This window comes from Streptomyces sp. NPDC002742 (assembly GCF_042888885.1).
Lineage (GTDB): Bacteria > Actinomycetota > Actinomycetes > Streptomycetales > Streptomycetaceae > Streptomyces.
In genome coordinates this window covers 178,364-194,245 of record NZ_JBIAQF010000008.1, presented here as the reverse complement: position 1 = coordinate 194,245, position 15,882 = coordinate 178,364, and the positions used below count along the sequence as shown (strand labels likewise).

General features: G+C 72.0%; 16 protein-coding genes. 9 read left to right on the top strand and 7 right to left on the bottom strand.

The window, feature by feature from the left end; all coding sequences use genetic code 11:
* Positions 1 to 9: 9 nt before the first annotated feature.
* Genes ACFYW8_RS16620 through ACFYW8_RS16610 form a run of 3 tightly spaced genes read left to right on the top strand, consistent with a single transcriptional unit; the run spans position 10 to position 2,634 of the window.
* Positions 10 to 801: an SDR family oxidoreductase gene (locus ACFYW8_RS16620; RefSeq protein ID WP_389074587.1), complete on the top strand. Its 792-nt coding sequence runs from the start codon at positions 10 to 12 to the stop codon at positions 799 to 801.
* 15 nt (positions 802 to 816) lie between these two features.
* Positions 817 to 1,434, top strand: a complete 618-nt coding sequence (locus tag ACFYW8_RS16615; protein WP_365874222.1) for a TetR/AcrR family transcriptional regulator — start codon at positions 817 to 819, stop codon at positions 1,432 to 1,434.
* A 42-nt stretch (positions 1,435 to 1,476) separates the two neighbouring features.
* Positions 1,477 to 2,634 (top strand): acetyl-CoA C-acetyltransferase, encoded by a 1,158-nt coding sequence (locus tag ACFYW8_RS16610; RefSeq protein ID WP_389074581.1) that lies wholly within the window; start codon positions 1,477 to 1,479, stop codon positions 2,632 to 2,634.
* Between the two features lie 92 nt (positions 2,635 to 2,726).
* On the opposite strand, the gene ACFYW8_RS16605 is transcribed toward ACFYW8_RS16610, so the two are convergent.
* The 5 genes from ACFYW8_RS16605 to ACFYW8_RS16585 are packed head-to-tail and all read right to left on the bottom strand — an operon-like array spanning position 2,727 to position 6,865.
* A complete protein-coding gene (locus tag ACFYW8_RS16605; RefSeq protein ID WP_365874226.1) occupies positions 2,727 to 3,368 on the bottom strand; it encodes an SIMPL domain-containing protein in 642 nt (213 codons plus the stop codon).
* 8 nt (positions 3,369 to 3,376) lie between these two features.
* Positions 3,377 to 4,429, bottom strand: a complete 1,053-nt coding sequence (locus ACFYW8_RS16600) for an NAD(P)H-dependent flavin oxidoreductase (protein ID WP_389074573.1) — start codon at positions 4,427 to 4,429, stop codon at positions 3,377 to 3,379.
* A complete protein-coding gene (locus tag ACFYW8_RS16595; protein WP_389074568.1) occupies positions 4,429 to 5,253 on the bottom strand; it encodes a CoA-transferase subunit beta in 825 nt (274 codons plus the stop codon). The genes ACFYW8_RS16600 and ACFYW8_RS16595 overlap by 1 nt, the downstream gene beginning before the upstream one ends.
* Positions 5,250 to 6,116 carry a CoA transferase subunit A gene (locus tag ACFYW8_RS16590; protein WP_389074564.1) on the bottom strand — a complete coding sequence of 289 codons (867 nt, stop codon included), beginning with the start codon at positions 6,114 to 6,116 and terminating at the stop codon, positions 5,250 to 5,252. Before ACFYW8_RS16590 ends, ACFYW8_RS16595 begins: the two co-directional genes overlap by 4 nt.
* Complete coding sequence (locus tag ACFYW8_RS16585; RefSeq protein WP_365874234.1) at positions 6,113 to 6,865, bottom strand: enoyl-CoA hydratase family protein; 753 nt, start codon at positions 6,863 to 6,865, stop codon at positions 6,113 to 6,115. The genes ACFYW8_RS16590 and ACFYW8_RS16585 overlap by 4 nt, the downstream gene beginning before the upstream one ends.
* A 120-nt stretch (positions 6,866 to 6,985) precedes the next feature.
* Between ACFYW8_RS16585 and ACFYW8_RS16580 the strand changes: the two genes are divergently transcribed.
* Complete coding sequence (locus tag ACFYW8_RS16580; RefSeq protein ID WP_389075126.1) at positions 6,986 to 7,741, top strand: SDR family oxidoreductase; 756 nt, start codon at positions 6,986 to 6,988, stop codon at positions 7,739 to 7,741.
* Entirely contained in the window at positions 7,738 to 8,652 is a 915-nt protein-coding gene (locus tag ACFYW8_RS16575; protein WP_389074556.1) for an SDR family oxidoreductase, read from the top strand. Before ACFYW8_RS16580 ends, ACFYW8_RS16575 begins: the two co-directional genes overlap by 4 nt.
* 205 nt (positions 8,653 to 8,857) lie before the next feature.
* On the opposite strand, the gene ACFYW8_RS16570 is transcribed toward ACFYW8_RS16575, so the two are convergent.
* A complete protein-coding gene (locus ACFYW8_RS16570) occupies positions 8,858 to 9,604 on the bottom strand; it encodes an ankyrin repeat domain-containing protein (RefSeq protein WP_389074552.1) in 747 nt (248 codons plus the stop codon).
* Positions 9,605 to 9,716: 112 nt separating this feature from the next.
* Positions 9,717 to 10,610, bottom strand: a complete 894-nt coding sequence (locus tag ACFYW8_RS16565) for a hypothetical protein (RefSeq protein ID WP_389074547.1) — start codon at positions 10,608 to 10,610, stop codon at positions 9,717 to 9,719.
* 222 nt (positions 10,611 to 10,832) lie between these two features.
* Between ACFYW8_RS16565 and ACFYW8_RS16560 the strand changes: the two genes are divergently transcribed.
* The 4 genes from ACFYW8_RS16560 (at position 10,833) to pepN (ending at position 15,717) form a co-directional block, all read left to right on the top strand.
* Positions 10,833 to 11,615: a S1 family peptidase gene (locus ACFYW8_RS16560; protein WP_389074544.1), complete on the top strand. Its 783-nt coding sequence runs from the start codon at positions 10,833 to 10,835 to the stop codon at positions 11,613 to 11,615.
* A 348-nt stretch (positions 11,616 to 11,963) separates the two neighbouring features.
* Positions 11,964 to 12,308, top strand: a complete 345-nt coding sequence (locus ACFYW8_RS16555) for a chorismate mutase (protein ID WP_389074539.1) — start codon at positions 11,964 to 11,966, stop codon at positions 12,306 to 12,308.
* 193 nt (positions 12,309 to 12,501) lie between these two features.
* Positions 12,502 to 13,053 (top strand): two-component system response regulator, encoded by a 552-nt coding sequence (locus tag ACFYW8_RS16550; RefSeq protein WP_389074534.1) that lies wholly within the window; start codon positions 12,502 to 12,504, stop codon positions 13,051 to 13,053.
* 84 nt (positions 13,054 to 13,137) lie between these two features.
* Positions 13,138 to 15,717, top strand: coding sequence for an aminopeptidase N (gene pepN / locus ACFYW8_RS16545; protein WP_389074531.1), 2,580 nt, complete (start codon positions 13,138 to 13,140; stop codon positions 15,715 to 15,717).
* Positions 15,718 to 15,882: the final 165 nt, after the last annotated feature.

Sequence of the window (15,882 nt, the reverse complement as noted above, 5' to 3'; positions counted from 1 at the left end):
CTTGGAGTCATGAGCGACGTCGAGAGTCCGGCGTACGTACCCGGGCACGGGCTGCTGAAGGGCCGCACCGCCGTCATCACCGCCGCGGCGGGCGCCGGCATCGGCGGAGCCACGGCACGCCGGTTCCTGGAGGAGGGCGCGCGCGTCCTGATCAGCGACGCGCACCCCCGCCGGCTCAAGGAGAGCGCCGAGACCCTGGCCGTGGAGTTCGGCCCTGGCCAGGTGGCCGCACTGCCCTGCGACGTCACCGAAGAGGACCAGGTGCAGGCCCTCTTCGACACCGCCACCGGCCTCCACGGCCGACTGGACATCGTCGTCAACAACGCCGGCCTCGGCGGTACCTCACCCCTCGTCGACATGACCGACGAACAGTGGTCGAAGGTCCTCGACGTGACGTTGAACGGCACCTTCCGCTGCACCCGCGCGGCGCTGCGACGGCTCAAGGAACGGGGCGACGGCGGAGTCGTCGTCAACAACGCCTCCGTCGTCGGCTGGCGCGCCCAGTCCGGACAGGCCCACTACGCCGCCGCGAAGGCGGGCGTCATGGCGCTCACCCGCTGCGCCGCGATCGAGGCCGCCGCGTACGGCGTACGGGTCAACGCCGTCTCGCCCAGCCTCGCCATGCACCCCCACCTGGTGAAGGTCACCACCCCCGAACTGCTGGAGGAACTGACCGCCCGCGAGGCCTTCGGCCGGTACGCCGAACCCTGGGAGGTCGCCAACGTGATCGTCTTCCTCGCCTCCGGCTACTCCTCGTACCTGACCGGCGAGGTCGTGTCCGTGAGCAGCCAGCATGCGTAGGACGACAATGGCCCGGTGCCTACCAAGAAGAAGCCCCAGGTGACCGCCACCCCGGAGCGTCGCCGCGAACTGCTCGGCACCGCCGCCGAGGTGTTCGCCGAACAGGGCTACAACGCCACCACCGTCCGCAAGATCGCGGACGAGGCCGGGATGCTCGCGGGCAGTCTCTACTACCACTTCGACTCCAAGGAATCGATGCTGGAGGAGATCCTGCGGACCTTCCTCGACGAGCTCTGGGACGGCTACGACACCGTCCTCGACTCCGGACTCGGCCCCCGGGAAACCCTGGAGGCCCTGGTCACCGAGTCCTTCCGGGAGATCGACCGGCACCGCGCCGCCGTCGCGATCTACCAGAAGGAGGCCCGGCACCTCGCCGCGCAGCAGCGCTTCGCCTTCCTCGCCGAGTCCCAGCGCAACTTCGAGAAGGCGTGGCTGAGCACCCTGGAACGCGGAGTCGACGCCGAGGTCTTCCGGGCCGACCTCGACATCCGCCTCACCTACCGGTTCGTGCGCGACACCGTGTGGGTCGCCGCTTCCTGGTACCGGCCCGGCGGTCAGCACAGCCCGGAGGAGATCGCCCGGCAGTACCTGTCGATGGTGCTCGACGGCATCTCCGTCCGCGAGGAGACGTAAGCGAACCGCACGCGAACCACCCATGTCCGCAAGGGAGTCGTCATGGCCGAGGCCTATATCGTCGAAGCGGTCCGCACGCCCGTCGGGCGGCGCCGGGGAGGACTGAGCGGCGTCCACCCGGCCGACCTCGGCGCGCACGTGCTCAGGGCCCTGGTCGAACGGTCCGGCGTGGACCCGGCCGCCGTGGAGGACGTCGTCTTCGGCTGCCTGGACACGGTCGGGCCGCAGGCCGGGGACATCGCCCGCACCAGTTGGCTGGCTGCCGGACTGCCCGAGGAGGTGCCGGGGGTCACCGTCGACCGGCAGTGCGGGTCCTCCCAGCAGGCCGTGCACTTCGCCGCCCAGGGCGTCCTGTCCGGCACCCAGGACCTGGTCGTCGCGGGCGGTGTGCAGAACATGAGCCAGATACCCATCGCCTTCGCCTCCCGCCAGGCCGCCGAACCGCTCGGCCTCACCCAGGGCCCCTTCGCGGGCAGCGAGGGATGGCGCGCCCGCTACGGCGACCGCCCCGTCAACCAGTTCCACGGCGCCGAACTCATCGCCGCCAAGTGGGGCATCAGCCGCCGGGACCAGGAGGAGTTCGCCCTCCGCTCCCACCGGAGGGCGATCCGCGCCACCGACGAGGGCCGCTTCGCCCGCGAGACCGTCGCCCACGGCGAGGTCACGGCCGACGAGGGCCCCCGCCGGGACACCACCCTGGAGAAGATGGCGGGCCTGAAGCCGGTCGTCGAGGGCGGCACCATCACCGCCGCCTGCTCCTCCCAGGTCTCCGACGGCGCCGCCGCGATGCTGCTCGCCTCCGAGCGGGCGGTCCGCGAACACGGCCTGACCCCCCGCGCCCGCGTGCACCACCTCTCCGTGCGCGGCGAGGACCCGATCCGGATGCTGTCGGCCCCCATCCCCGCCACCGCGTACGCCCTGAAGAAGACCGGCATGTCCATCGGCGACATCGATCTCGTCGAGATCAACGAGGCGTTCGCCCCGGTCGTCCTCGCCTGGCTCAAGGAGACCGGTGCCGATCCGGAGAAGGTCAACGTCAACGGCGGCGCCATAGCCCTCGGCCACCCCCTCGGCGCCACGGGCGTGCGGCTGATGACGACCCTGCTGCACGAACTGGAGCGCACCGGCGGCCGGTTCGGCCTCCAGACGATGTGCGAGGGCGGCGGCCAGGCGAACGTGACGATCATCGAGCGGCTCTGACGAGGCCGGTGCGAGGCGTGGTCCCCCGCCCGTGCCGGGCACTGCCGCCTCGCGAACCCGAGGCCCCGGGAGCCGTGCTTCCCGGACGGACGTCAGCCGCCGAGCGAGAAGCCCAGCAGGACACCGGCGTGGACCTCGACCATGCCTGGGGCCAGATCGCCCTCCGAGCTGCCACCGCCGCCGCCGTGACCCCGATGGCCGCGGAGCTCCCAGGACTCCGCGTCCACATCCTGCACATGGAGGACCGTCCCCAGCGAGACGCCTGCCGCCTCCGCGTACACCGTGGCCTTGCGGCGGGCCGCGGCGACAGCCCTGCGCCGTGCCTCGTCCCGCATCGCGGGCTTGTCGAGCACGTCGAAGGTGACCTCGTCGACACGGTTGGCGCCCGCGTCGACCGCGTCCACGATGAGCTGCTGAAGATCGTCGACCGCTTCGATCTCGATGATGTACGACGCCTGGCAGCGGTAGCCGAGGAACTTGCGGCCCGCTCCGTACCCGTCGTACTCGGAGTTGAGTTTCAGCTTGGAGCCGGAGACCGAGGCGTCCGGTATCCCGTGCCGGCGCACGGTCTCGCGCAGCAGGGACACCGCCGTCCCCGCCTTGTGGAACGCCTCGTCGGGCGAGGGCTCCTGGACGTCCACGGCCAGCTTCACCCGCACCAGCTGCGGTTCGGCTCGTACGCTTCCGGCGCCGAAGACGCTGAGGCCCCACGGCTCTCTGATCGACTGATTCATTCGCGCATTCAATCACCCCTGATTGCAAGGACGTTGAGGGTTTCCCGGGCCTCGGCCATCACCCGCTCGACCAGCTCCGCGCACGACGGCAGATCCTCGATCACCCCCGCCACCTGGCCCGACGCCATCACCCCCAGGTCCGTACGCCCGTCCACCATCGACGACTTGAGGAGCATCGGGGTGTTGGCGGCGAGCAGGACCTGACTCCAGGACAGGTCCCTGCCGTGTTTCATGGCGAGGCCGTCGCGGATCATCCGGGACCAGGACAGGCCGGAGATCCGCCGGAACCCGGCGGCGCGACGCACGGCCTGGATGAGGGCTCTGGTGCGGCCCGCCCCTTCCAGGGCGTCGACGAGCTCACTGCGCAGCATCCGGTGCGGCAGCCCGTCGACGGCCGTCGTCACGGTGACGTCCTTCACCGTCGCCGCCAGATACCTCGCCTTCACCGCGTCGGGAACGGTCGAGTCGGAGGTCAGCAGGAAACGCGTGCCCATCGCGATGCCCGCCGCCCCGTAGGCCAGCGCCGCCACCAGCCCCCGCCCGTCGTGGAAGCCGCCCGCGGCCACCACCGGGATGTCCACGGCGTCCACCACCTGCGGCAGCAGCACGCTCGTCGCCACCTCCCCGGTGTGCCCGCCGCCCTCGCCGCCCTGCACGATCACCGCGTCGGCCCCCCAGGCGGCCACCTTCTCGGCGTGCCGCCGGGCGCCGACGGACGGCACGACGATCACGCCCGCCTCCTTCAGCCCGGCGATCAGCTCGCGGGAGGGGGCGAGCGCGAACGACGCGACGCGCACGCCCTCGTCGACGATGATCCGCACCCGGTCGCCGGCGTCCCCGGCGTCGGCGCGCAGATTCACGCCGAAGGGCCTGTCCGTACGGGACCTGACCTCCCGCACCGCGTCGCGGAGCTGGTCGAGTGTCATCGTCGCCGAGGCCAGGATGCCCAGCGCGCCCGCGTTCGCCGTCGCCGAGACCAGACGGGGCCCCGCAACCCAGCCCATGCCCGTCTGCACGATGGGATGCCGCACGCCGACGAGCGCGGTCAACGCGGTCTCCATCAGCGCGCACCCCCACGCGACGGACCGGGGACACCCCGGGCCCGCGCGCCGCCGCGTTCGTCGGGTGCTCGCCCCTCCCGCGCGCCGTCCTGCGGGTCGGGGACCTCCCGGTCCCGCAGACCCTTCGGATCGATCACCGCGCGGATCAACTCCAGCTCCTCCGGCGTCGGTTCGCGGGTGAACGGCACCTCGTCCGGGATCGCCAGCTCGAACCCCGTCGCCTCCCTGACCTGCTCGACGGTGACGCCCGGGTGCACGGACACCAGCCGCATCGAGTGGTCGGGCGTCGCGAAGTCGAGGACGGCGAGGTCGGTCACCACCCGGGGCAGGCGATGGAAGCGGGTGGCGCTCGGGCCCGCGGCGGCGGCCCGGTCGTACCCCACCCCGCACACCATGTCGACCCGCTCCACGAAGACGCGCGGGGAATGCTTCGGGATCCAGTAACTGGTCGGATTGTTCAGGGTGTTGACCGGAGCGCCGCGCACGCCGAGGAGTTGGCGCCGGGGCCGGGACCAGTCACCGACGCACGAGATGTTCTGGTTGCCGAAGCGGTCGATCTGGCTCGCGCCCATCATCACGTGCCGCCGCCCGCCGGTCACCGCCGTCAGATGTCTGCGGTACGGCAGCCAGCCCTCCGGGCTGCCGTCGAGGCCGACGAGCAGAGCCTCGCCGTCGGTCAGCAGCAGATCGGGCGAGAAGGTGCGCCGGGCCAGCCGGGCGCCGATGGACGGGATCAGGCCCATGGGGCTGGCGAGCACCTCCCCGCTGTCCCGCCAGGCCTCGGCGCAGGCGATCACGCAGTACTCGGCTCGACCGGCGCTCATTGGTCCCGCTCCTTCCGCCAGGCCTGGACAGCGCTGCGATAGGCGTGCTCGTCGCCCCCGAGGAAGCGCTCGGCGAACTCCCCGTACGGCGTGGTCGCGTACATCTTCTGGAAGGCCTCGTCCCGCCCGTAGTCCGGGACGCACGAGGTGAAGTGCGCGCCGTTCGGTGTCTCCACGACACCCGTCACATGCGACCGCCGGAGCAGCAGGGTCTGCGGCGCGGCCTCCTTGGTCAGCTCCGCCGTGTCGACGATCCGCTCGCAGGAGACGTACGCCGTGTCCGCGGCCTCGCAGAACAGGTCGTCGAAGTACGGGTCCGGGCCCAGGTACTGACCGTTGCCCTGGCGGTCCGCCCGGTTCATGTGGACCAGCGCCGCGTCCAGGCGCAGCGCGGGCATCGCGACGAGCTCCTCCCGTATCCCCGATTCCGGGTCGGGATACGGTGAAGTGACCGTCCGCAGGCCCGGATTGACCCGCATCACGTCCGAGCCGAGCCCCGCGCGAACCGGCAGGAACGGCAGCCGGTTCGCCGCCGCGTGCAACCCCCACATGAACATCGCCTCGTCCACCTCCGTCAGCTCGAACGCGCCGCGCTCGCGGGCCGCCCGATAGTGCGGTTCGAGCGGGACGGAGTCGAGCGTCGTGAAGGCGGTGACGAGGGCACGGATCCGTCCGGCGGCGGCGAGCAGGCCGACGTCCGGGCCGCCGTACGCGACGACGGTGAGATCGGTGATCTCGGTGCGGAGCAGTGCTCTGACCAGGGCCATCGGCTTGCGGCGCGAACCCCAGCCGCCGATGCCGAGGGTCATCCCGCTCTCCAGCCGGCCGACGACGTCCTCGGCCGACATGGCCTTGTCGCTCACCGGGGTGCCTCCTTGCCGAAGGTGTCGCGGACGCGGTCGGCCACTCCGGCGAGATTCGCCTCGAAGGTGAAGCCCTGCTCGAAGCGGTAGCTGCGGCGCACGTCGACGGGGTCGATGCCGTTGATGGCGGCCTTGGCGAGCCGGATGAGCTGACCGTCCTTCGCCGCTATCTCGCGGGCCAGCTCCAGCGCGGCCGCCCGCAGCTCCCCGCGCGCCACGACCCGCCACACCGAGCCGTGCGCGTGCAGCTCGGCCGCGGTCGCCGTGCGCGAGGTGTAGTACAGGGCGCGCATCAGATGCCGGGGGACGAGACGGGACAGATGCGTCGCCGCGCCGAGCGCGCCCCGGTCCAGCTCGGGCAGGCCGAACGTGGCGTCCTCGCTCGCCACGATCGCGTCCGCGTTCCCCACGAGCCCTATGCCGCCGCCCAGACAGAAACCGTGCACCGCCGCGACGACCGGCACCTCGCACTCGTACACCGCGGCGAAGGCCTCGGCGCAGCCGCGGTTGGCGCCGATCAGCGTGCCGTGACCGGTGGTGTCGCGCTGCATCTCCTTGATGTCGACGCCCGCGTTGAACCCGCGCCCCTCGGCGGTCAGGACGACGCAGCGGATCCCGGGGTCGCGGCCCGCCGCGCGCACGGCGTCGGCGAGGTCGAACCAGCCCCGCACCGGCAGCGCGTTCACCGGCGGGAAGTCGACCGTGACGACGGAAATCCCCTTTTCCGGGGACGAGGTGGAGACACCCATGAGGACATCAGCTACCTTTCCACCAAACGTTTGTTAGGTGTCATGGAAGCTAGCAGCGATCGCGGCCGCGCGGGAGGCCCTGTGGACAACGTGGACACCGAGGACCGTGAGGGCGCCGCCGTGGACCTCGGCGGCCGGACCGTCGTCGTCACCGGCGGCACCCGAGGAGTCGGGGCGGGTATCGCACGGGCCTTCGCGCGGGCCGGCGCGCATGTCGTGGTCTGCGCCCGCCGACCACCCGAAGTCCCCGTCGAGGGCGCCGGCTTCGTCCCCGTCGACCTGCGTGACCCGGCCGCCGTGCGGGCCTTCTTCGACGCCCTGCCCCGGCTCGACGTCCTGGTCAACAACGCGGGCGGCGCCCCCTACCGCCCGCTCGCCGAGGCGGACGCCGAGCGGCACGCCCGGGTGATCGAGCTGAACCTCACCGCCCCGCTCACCGCGTCGATCGCCGCGTACGAACACCTCAGGCGGGCCCGGGGCTCCATCGTGATGATCGGCAGCGTGAGCGGGTCGCGCCCCTCGCCCGGTTCGGCGGCCTACGGCGCGGCCAAGGCCGGACTGGAGAACCTGGCCCGTTCGATGGCCGTCGAGTGGGCGCCGGAGATCCGGGTCAACACCCTGGTCGTCGGCATGGTCCGCACCGAACTGGCCCATCTGCACTACGGCGGCGAGGACGGCGTCACCGCCGTCGCCCGCACCGTCCCGCTCGGCCGCCTCGCCCGGCCGTCCGATGTCGGCGCCGCCGCCGTCTTCCTCGCCTCGGACGCCGCCGCGTACATCAGCGGCGCCTCGATCCTCGTCCACGGAGGCGGCGAGCGGCCCGCCTTCCTCGACGCCGCCACCGCCAACAAGGACCAGCAGGGAGAAGCGGGATGAGCGCACGATTGCTGTGTGAGGGGCGGGTCGTGATCGTCACGGGCGCGGGCCGCGGGCTCGGCAGGGCACACGCGCTGGCGTACGCCGCCGAGGGCGCCAGGCTCGTGGTGAACGACCTCGGCGTCGGCCTCGACGGCGCCCCAGGACCGGACAGCCCGGCCCGGCGGGTGGCGGAGGAGATCCGCGCGGCGGGCGGTGAGGCGGTGACCCACGGCGGCGACATCGCCACGACCGAGGGCGCCGTGTCCCTCGTCCGCACCGCCCTGGAAACGTACGGGCGGCTCGACACGCTGGTCAACAACGCCGGGTTCCTGCGCGACCGGATGCTGGTCAACCTCGACGAGGACGACTGGGACGCCGTCGTGCGGGTCCACCTGAAAGGGCACTTCCTGCCCCTCAAGCACGCGGCGGAGCACTGGCGGGCGGAGGCCGGGGCGGGCCGCGCGCCCGACGCCAGAGTCGTCAACACCAGCAGCGGAGCGGGCCTGCTGGGGTCCGTCGGACAGGGCAACTACAGCGCCGCCAAAGCCGGCATCGTCGCCCTGACGCTGGTCGCGGCGGCCGAGATGAGGCGCTACGGCGTCCAGGTCAACGCCATCGCCCCGGCCGCCCGCACCCGGATGACCGAACGGACCTTCGCCGACACCATGTCCGCTCCCGTCAGCGGATTCGACGCCATGGACCCCGGCAATGTCTCGCCACTGGTCGTCTGGCTCGGATCGGCCGCGAGCGCCGGGGTCACCGGCCGCGTCTTCGAGACCGAGGGCGGCCGGATCACCGTGATGGAGGGCTGGCGGCCGGGGCCGGGCGCCGACAAGGGGGCCCGATGGACCCCGGCGGAGGCCGGTGACACGGCCCGGAAACTCCTGACGGAGGCGGAGGCCCCGGGGGCGGTGTACGGGGCGCGGTAGGAGGCTCGGCGTGTCCCGCCGGTTTTCCGGCCGGCCCGGCGGCGGGGATCCCACGGAGACGGTCCCCCGCTCGGACGGAGGCGGAAGCTCCCCGGAGTCCCCGCGTCGTGTTTTCCGCGGGTCCTGCAAGAGGGCCGTCGGCCACCGCGCGTCCCGTCCGGGACCGGCGCGCGTGCGGCCGTACCGCCCCTGGATCCCCGGGGGTTCAGCGTCCGGGGCGGGTCGTGCTCGCCTTCAGCAGGGTGATGATCCGCGTGTGGCCGGCCTGGAGGTCGTCGCCGGCGAACGGCCGGCCCCGGGCGTCCAGGAGCTGGACCTCGATGGTCACGCCTTCGGGCGACGGGTGACGGTGGGTGACGGACCGGTGGCCGGGGCCGTGCGTTCGGGCCAGCCTCTCCCGGAGTTCGGCCTCGATGCCGACGCCGAGCAGACGGCGGGCCTCCGCCAGTGCCTCGCCCCGCGCGCCCGCCCCGTGCGCGAGCAGGGCCCGTACGCAGCCGACGGACCCCCGGTGCGCGGCCGTCACCAGCGGGGGCTCGCCCCCCGGGCCGGGCCGGTCCGGGGCCGCGCCCGCCATGAGGAGCGCCTCCGTCACGGCCGTGTGGCCCCGCCGCAGGGCCCAGGTCAGGGCGGTGAAACCGAACGCCTCCACCGTGTCCGGGTTCGCCCCGGCCGAGAGCAGGGCGCGGACCACCTCCGTGTGACCACCGCAGGCCGCGCCGCACAGGGGAGCGTCCGTGCCCAGGCTGAGGCGGTCGGGGTCGGCGCCGGCGGCCAGCAGCAGCCGTACGATGCCGGGCCGGTCGCTCACCGCCGCGAGGTAGAGGGCGCTCTGGCCGTCCTCGTCGACCGCCTCGGCGCTCACTTCCGCGCGCAGCAGCCGTACGACCGCGTCCTCGTCCCCCTCGTACAGAGCGGGGAAGAGTCGTGCGGCCGGGTCGTTCGCGCTCATCCTTCGACCCTCGCTCGCCACCGACCCGCGAGGCAAAGACTTTTGGGGTGTTCTGCCTCACCCGCACCCCGCAGGTGTCAGCTCTTCCCCCGGTCCGCCCGCCGTTCGTCCCTCACGTGTCGCACTCCAGCACCGTCCGGCACAGCGCGCACCGCGCCCGTACCCGGCCGCGGACCGGCACCCTGATGCGCTGGTGGCAGGTCGGGCACGGGAAGGAGACACGCAGCGGGCCGCGGTCGTCGGGCGCGAAGGCGTAGGGGACGCCGGAGTGGTCGGGGGTGCGGTGGTCCTGCGCTTGGCGGCGGTCCCTGGCGTAGCGGCGGCGGCCCGCCCAGCCCGCCGCGGTCAGCGGGGGCTGCTGCTCGTCGCGGCGGGCCCGCGCCATGCCCTTCGAGTACGCGGTGTACGCCTGGGGACTGGTGAACCACACCGAGGGGTCCTCGCCGAAGACCAGGGCGCGCTTGGCGAGGACGTAACCGAACTCCTCGGGGGTCAGATAGCCGAGCTTCTGCGAGGACGCGGCGTCCTCGCGGTAGGCGTCGAGGAGGAGCCAGCCCGCGCCGAGGTAGGTGGCGGCCGTGTCGGTGAGGATCTCGTTGTCGCGGGTGCCGGGGAACGAGAGGTCGAGGCGGTGCAGATAGACGTGCATCACCTCGTGGGCCAGGGCGGCGCCGATGTCCCTGCGATGGGTGCGGAAGCGGTCGTTGAGCTCGATGAAGTACTCGGGTCCCGCGGCGAGTTCGACGTGCGCCGCGTGGGTCATCTCGCGGAAGCCGACGATCATCCGGGCGTCCGGCAGCCGGTAGTGCCGCACCATCTCGCGGGCCACGCGCTGGGCGCCCAGATGCAGGTCGTCGAGGTCGGCGAAGGCCACGTCGGCGGGGGCGACGCTGGTCGCGAAGGTGTGGATGGTGTCGTACGAGAGCCGCTTGTAGAGCGCGGTGATCGACGCCCGCACCGTGTCCAGATGCGGGAAGCCGTGCTCGACGGGTCCGCCGTTCGCCACGCCCGCACCCCCAGAAGACGTCGGAACTCCTCTCCACTGTAAGCGGGGTTCCTCCCGGTGGCGGGGGGCTCGGTGGCGGGTCGGGGCGGCTGCTGGCCGGAATGCGCTTCTTGCCCGGTACGGCGCACGGTCCCCATAATCCCCACCAGCTTGGCAGGAGCATGCCATGAGGCCTTTTCTGTGCGCCTGCCCTGCGGACAACCCCCCACGAAAGGAAGCGCGTTGAAGTCTCTCAAGAAGCCCGGCGTCATCAGAAGACTGCTCGCCATCGGCGCGGTCACGCTCGCCGCCGTGTCCCTCCAGCCGCTGTCCGCGCACGCCGCACCCGCACCCGTCGTCGGCGGAACACGCGCCGCCCAGGGAGAGTTCCCGTTCATGGTCCGCCTATCCATGGGATGCGGCGGCGCCCTCTACACCAAGAGCATCGTCCTGACAGCCGCGCACTGCGTGAACGGCTCCGGCACCAACACGTCCATCACCGCCACCGCCGGCGTCGTGGACCTGCAGAGCAGCAGCGCCGTCAAGGTCAAGTCGACCAAGGTGCTCCAGGCGCCCGGCTACAACGGCAAGGGCAAGGACTGGGCCCTCATCAAACTCGCCAAGCCCATCGAGCAGCCCACCCTGAAGATCGCCACCAACACCGCCTACAACACCGGCGACTTCACCGTCGCCGGCTGGGGCGCCACCCGCGAGGGCGGCGGCCAGCAGCGCTACCTGCTCAAGGCCACCGTCCCCTTCGTCGACGACGCCACCTGCCAGCAGGCGTACGGCAGCGACCTCGTCCCCAGCGACGAGATCTGCGCCGGATTCGTCGCCCAGGGCGGCGTCGACACCTGCCAGGGCGACTCCGGCGGCCCCATGTTCCGCAAGGACGACACGGGCGCCTTCATCCAGGTCGGGATCGTCAGCTGGGGCCAGGGCTGCGCGGAGCCCGGATACCCCGGCGTGTACAGCGAGGTCTCGACCTTCGCCGCCGACATAGCCAGGGCAGCCGCCGGCCTGTGACCTCACCGGCACCGGCACCGGCAATAGCACCGCCACCGCCACCAGCAACATGAGCAGCACCAACACCGGCACCAACACCGGCACCAACACCGGCATCAGTACCGGCATCAGTACCGGCACCGGCGGCGCCCGCGACCTCCGTCGCGGGCGCCCACCGTGATGTCCGTACGCCTGGATCACCGCCGTCGGCCAAGGTGCGCAGGGCCGTGGACCCGCCCGTACGGAGCCGTCGACCGTGGCCGAAACGGGCGCGCGGTCCCGCGAGTTCACCGTCTCGGTCGTGCCGCGGTCACCGTGGACGACGCTGCCCATGATCGGACCCGCGTCGGCCACGTAGGGTTGGATGCCATGAGCACCAGCACGCCCCAGGAAGTCGATCCCGCCGTCAGCAAGGAACTCGCCCGGCTGCGCGACAGCATCGACAACATCGACGCCGCCGTCGTCCACATGCTCGCCGAGCGCTTCAAGTGCACCCAGCAGGTCGGCCACCTCAAAGCCGCCCACCAGCTGCCGCCGGCCGACCCCTCCCGCGAGGCCCACCAGATCGCCCGGCTCCGCACCCTCGCCGAGAGCGCCAAGCTGGATCCGGCCTTCGCCGAAAAACTGCTGAATTTCATCATCGCCGAGGTCATCCGGCACCACGAGCGCATCGCGGACGACGCGGGAACCGGCACGGCCGACCCGGGGGAGTGACACCGGGGGCCCGCAGCGGGCATCCTGCGCTGTGCACTCCCGCACACTTCCTGCTCACCACACAACGCCCGTGGGCGCCGTCGGGCACGCCACGCCCGTCCTCGACGGCGAACACCCCCGCCACCACCACGGGCCCGCGTCGTGCGTCCGTACGGGCATAAGCTGGTATGCCCAAACGAGGGGACGTCGGGCCATGCCGTCGGATGCCAAGATCCTCATCGTCGACGACCACGAGGACACCCTGTACGCGCTGGAGAGCACCCTGGCCCCGCTCGGTCACAAGATCGTACGGGCCACCGGCGGCGACGAGGCACTCAAGGAACTCCTGCGCGGCCACATCGCCCTGCTCCTCCTCGACGTACGCATGCCCGGCGTCAGCGGCCTCGACGTCGTCCGCTACATGCGGCGCCTGGAACAGACCCAGCACATCCCCGTCATCCTGCTCACCGGCTTCGGCCCGGACGCCGCACTCACCGCCAACGCCTTCGCCCTCGGCGTCGCCGACCTCCTCATGAAACCGGTCGACCCCTGGGCCCTGCGCACCAAGGTCCGCTACCTGTACGAGGCCCAGCGCCGACACCGGGCCCTCGAAGCGGAGCTGCGCGAACTGCGCGCCCTCGTCAAGGAACACACCCCCGCCCCGGCCCTCGCACACCCCGACGGACGCATCCCCGGCCGCCGCCACCCCGAACGGGACCCGCGCGAGCCGGAAGGAAACCGGCTGGAACAGGGCCGCACGCCGTAACACGGGCCCGTGACCGGGTGGCCGCAATGCGCATATACCGGACCACCCCTGTGTCCTGCCTGCGGCATCGGGCAGCATGTTCCCATGTCCGTACTGACGCGCGACGAAGCGCAGACCCGTGCCAATCTCCTCGACGTCCACCACTACGGGATCGAGCTCGACCTGACCGGAGGGGACGAGACCTTCGACTCCCTGACCGTCATCCGGTTCACCACCCGCGCCGACGCGGACACCTTCGTCGAGCTGAAGCCCGCCGAACTGCGCTCCGTCACCCTCGACGGCCGCCCCCTCGACCCCGAGACCCTCGACGAGAACCGGCTGCCCCTCAAGGGCCTCACCGCCGGCGAGCACGAACTGCGCGTCGACGCGAGCATGCGCTACTCCCGCACCGGGGAGGGCATGCACCGCTTCACCGACCCCACCGACGGCGAGACCTACCTCTACACCCAGCTGTTCATGGAAGACGTCCAGCGCGTCTTCGCCGCCTTCGACCAGCCCGACCTCAAGTCCGTCTTCGAGCTCTCCGTCACCGCACCCCAGGACTGGACCGTCCTCGCCAACGGCATCACCGAACACCTCGGCGACGGCCACTGGAAGGCCGCCGCCACCCCCCTCATCTCCACCTACCTCGTCGCCGTCGCCGCCGGCCCCTGGCACTCCGTACGCACCGAGCACGCAGGCCTCCCCTTCGGCCTCCACTGCCGCCGCTCCCTCGCCCCGTACCTGGACGCCGACGCCGAGGAGATCCTCGACGTCACCCGCGCCTGCTTCGACCGCTACCACGAGAAGTTCGACGAGCCCTACCCCTTCGACTCCTACGACCAGGCGTTCGTCCCCGAATTCAACGCCGGCGCCATGGAGAACCCCGGCCTCGTCACCTTCCGCGACGAGTTCATCTACCGCTCAGCCGTCACCGACACCGAGCGGCAGACCCGAGCCATGGTCATCGCCCACGAAATGGCCCACATGTGGTTCGGCGACCTCGTCACCCTGCGCTGGTGGGACGACATCTGGCTCAACGAGTCCTTCGCCGAGTACATGGGCTACCAGACCCTCACCGAGGCCACCCGCTTCACCGACACCTGGGTCGACTTCGGCGTCGCCCGCAAGTCCTGGGGCTACGACGCCGACCAGCGCCCCTCCACCCACCCCGTCGCCCCCGACCCGGACGCCGTCCCCGACACCGCGTCCGCCATGCTCAACTTCGACGGCATCTCCTACGCCAAGGGCGCCTCCGCACTGCGCCAACTCGTGGCCTGGCTCGGCGAGAAGGACTTCCTCGCCGGCATCAACACCCACTTCGCCCGCCACAAGTTCGCCAACGCCACCCTCGCCGACTTCATCGACAACCTCGCCTCCGCCACCGAACGCGACGTACACGCCTGGGCCGACGCCTGGCTGCGCACCACCGGCGTCGACACCCTCACCCCCGAAGTCCGGACCGAGGACGGGAACTGGCACCTCGACATCCAGCACGAGTCCAGCTCCGGAGTCTGGTCCGAGCCAGACCCCGCCAAGAACCGCCCCGGCCTCACCCACCTCACCACCCTCAAGTCGCCCGGCGGCAGACGTCCGCACCACGTCACCATCGGCCTCTACGACCGCGACCTCCACGACGCGCGCCTGCTGACCCTGCGCAAGCGCCTGGAGGCGGACCTCCCCGCCACCGGCAACATCGGCATCAGCACCGCCGGCCCACGCCCCGCCCTCGTCCTCCTCAACGACGGCGACTTCACCTACGCCAAGATCCGCTTCGACGCCGATTCCCTCGACGCCGTCAGCACCCGTCTCTCCGGACTCCCCGACCCCCTCACCCGCGCCGTCGTCTGGAACGCCCTGCGCGACGCCGTACGCGACGGCGAACTGCCCGCCATGGCCTACATCGAGGCCGCCCGCACCCACCTGCCGCACGAGACCGACCTCGCCCTGGTCCAGGGCGTCCTGTCCTTCGCGAGCGCCCACGTCGCCGACCGGTACCTGCGCCCCGAGGACCGGCCCACCGCCCTCGCCACCCTCACCGACCTGTGCCGCGACCTCATCCGCCGCACCGAGGACGACTCCCACCCCGGCCTGCGCCTGACCGCCGTACGCCACCTCATCGACGTCGCCGCCCACCCCGACACCATCAGCGCCTGGTTCTCCGAGGGCACCGTCCCCGGCGGCCCCGAACTCGACCCCGAGCTGCGCTGGCGCATCCTCGGCCGACTCTCCGTCCTCGGCGCCGTCGACGACGCCGTGATCGACGCCGAACTCGTCCAGGACCCCAGCGCCACCGGCCAGGAAGGCGCCGCCCGCTGCCGCGCCGCACTGCCCGATCCACAGGCCAAACGCGCCGCCTGGGACGCGATGTTCGCCACCGACGACCTCTCCAACTACCTGTTCACGGCCACGGCCCAGGGCTTCTGGCAGCCCGAACAGACCGACCTCGTCCGCGAGTACGTCGAGCGCTACTGGCCCGACGCCGTGGCCGTCGCCGAGCGGCGCGGCCCCGCCATCGCCGAGGCCGCCGGCCGCTGGGCCTTCCCCTCCTGTGCCGTCGCCCCCGAAACCGTCGCCCTCGGCAAGACCTGCCTGAGCGACGCCGACCCCATCCCGGCACTGCGCCGCAAACTCGCCGACCAACTCGACGACCTCGCACGGGCGCTGAGGGTGAGGCAGGCCTAGACACCAGGGCTCCGCCCCTGCCGCCCCGGGGGAGCCCGATCCGGACCCCGATCCGGACCCCGATCCGCGAACGCCGGTGAGACTGACTCCTCAGCTCACCGGCGTTCGCGTACACGGTCGTTCAGGCCCGACCACTCCGAACGACCGTGCGACGGGGCGCCGATG

Bases quoted from the DNA above. Each gene is read 5' to 3' on its own strand.
- ACFYW8_RS16620 (WP_389074587.1), top strand. From the start codon at position 10: ATGAGCGACGTCGAGAGTCCGGCGTACGTACCCGGGCACGGGCTGCTG.
- ACFYW8_RS16610 (WP_389074581.1), top strand. From the start codon at position 1,477: ATGGCCGAGGCCTATATCGTCGAAGCGGTCCGCACGCCCGTCGGGCGG.
- ACFYW8_RS16605 (WP_365874226.1), bottom strand. From the start codon at position 3,368: ATGAATCAGTCGATCAGAGAGCCGTGGGGCCTCAGCGTCTTCGGCGCC.
- ACFYW8_RS16600 (WP_389074573.1), bottom strand. From the start codon at position 4,429: ATGGAGACCGCGTTGACCGCGCTCGTCGGCGTGCGGCATCCCATCGTG.
- ACFYW8_RS16595 (WP_389074568.1), bottom strand. From the start codon at position 5,253: ATGAGCGCCGGTCGAGCCGAGTACTGCGTGATCGCCTGCGCCGAGGCC.
- ACFYW8_RS16585 (WP_365874234.1), bottom strand. From the start codon at position 6,865: ATGGGTGTCTCCACCTCGTCCCCGGAAAAGGGGATTTCCGTCGTCACG.
- ACFYW8_RS16575 (WP_389074556.1), top strand. From the start codon at position 7,738: ATGAGCGCACGATTGCTGTGTGAGGGGCGGGTCGTGATCGTCACGGGC.
- ACFYW8_RS16570 (WP_389074552.1), bottom strand. From the start codon at position 9,604: ATGAGCGCGAACGACCCGGCCGCACGACTCTTCCCCGCTCTGTACGAG.
- ACFYW8_RS16555 (WP_389074539.1), top strand. From the start codon at position 11,964: ATGAGCACCAGCACGCCCCAGGAAGTCGATCCCGCCGTCAGCAAGGAA.
- ACFYW8_RS16550 (WP_389074534.1), top strand. From the start codon at position 12,502: ATGCCGTCGGATGCCAAGATCCTCATCGTCGACGACCACGAGGACACC.
- pepN (WP_389074531.1), top strand. From the start codon at position 13,138: ATGTCCGTACTGACGCGCGACGAAGCGCAGACCCGTGCCAATCTCCTC.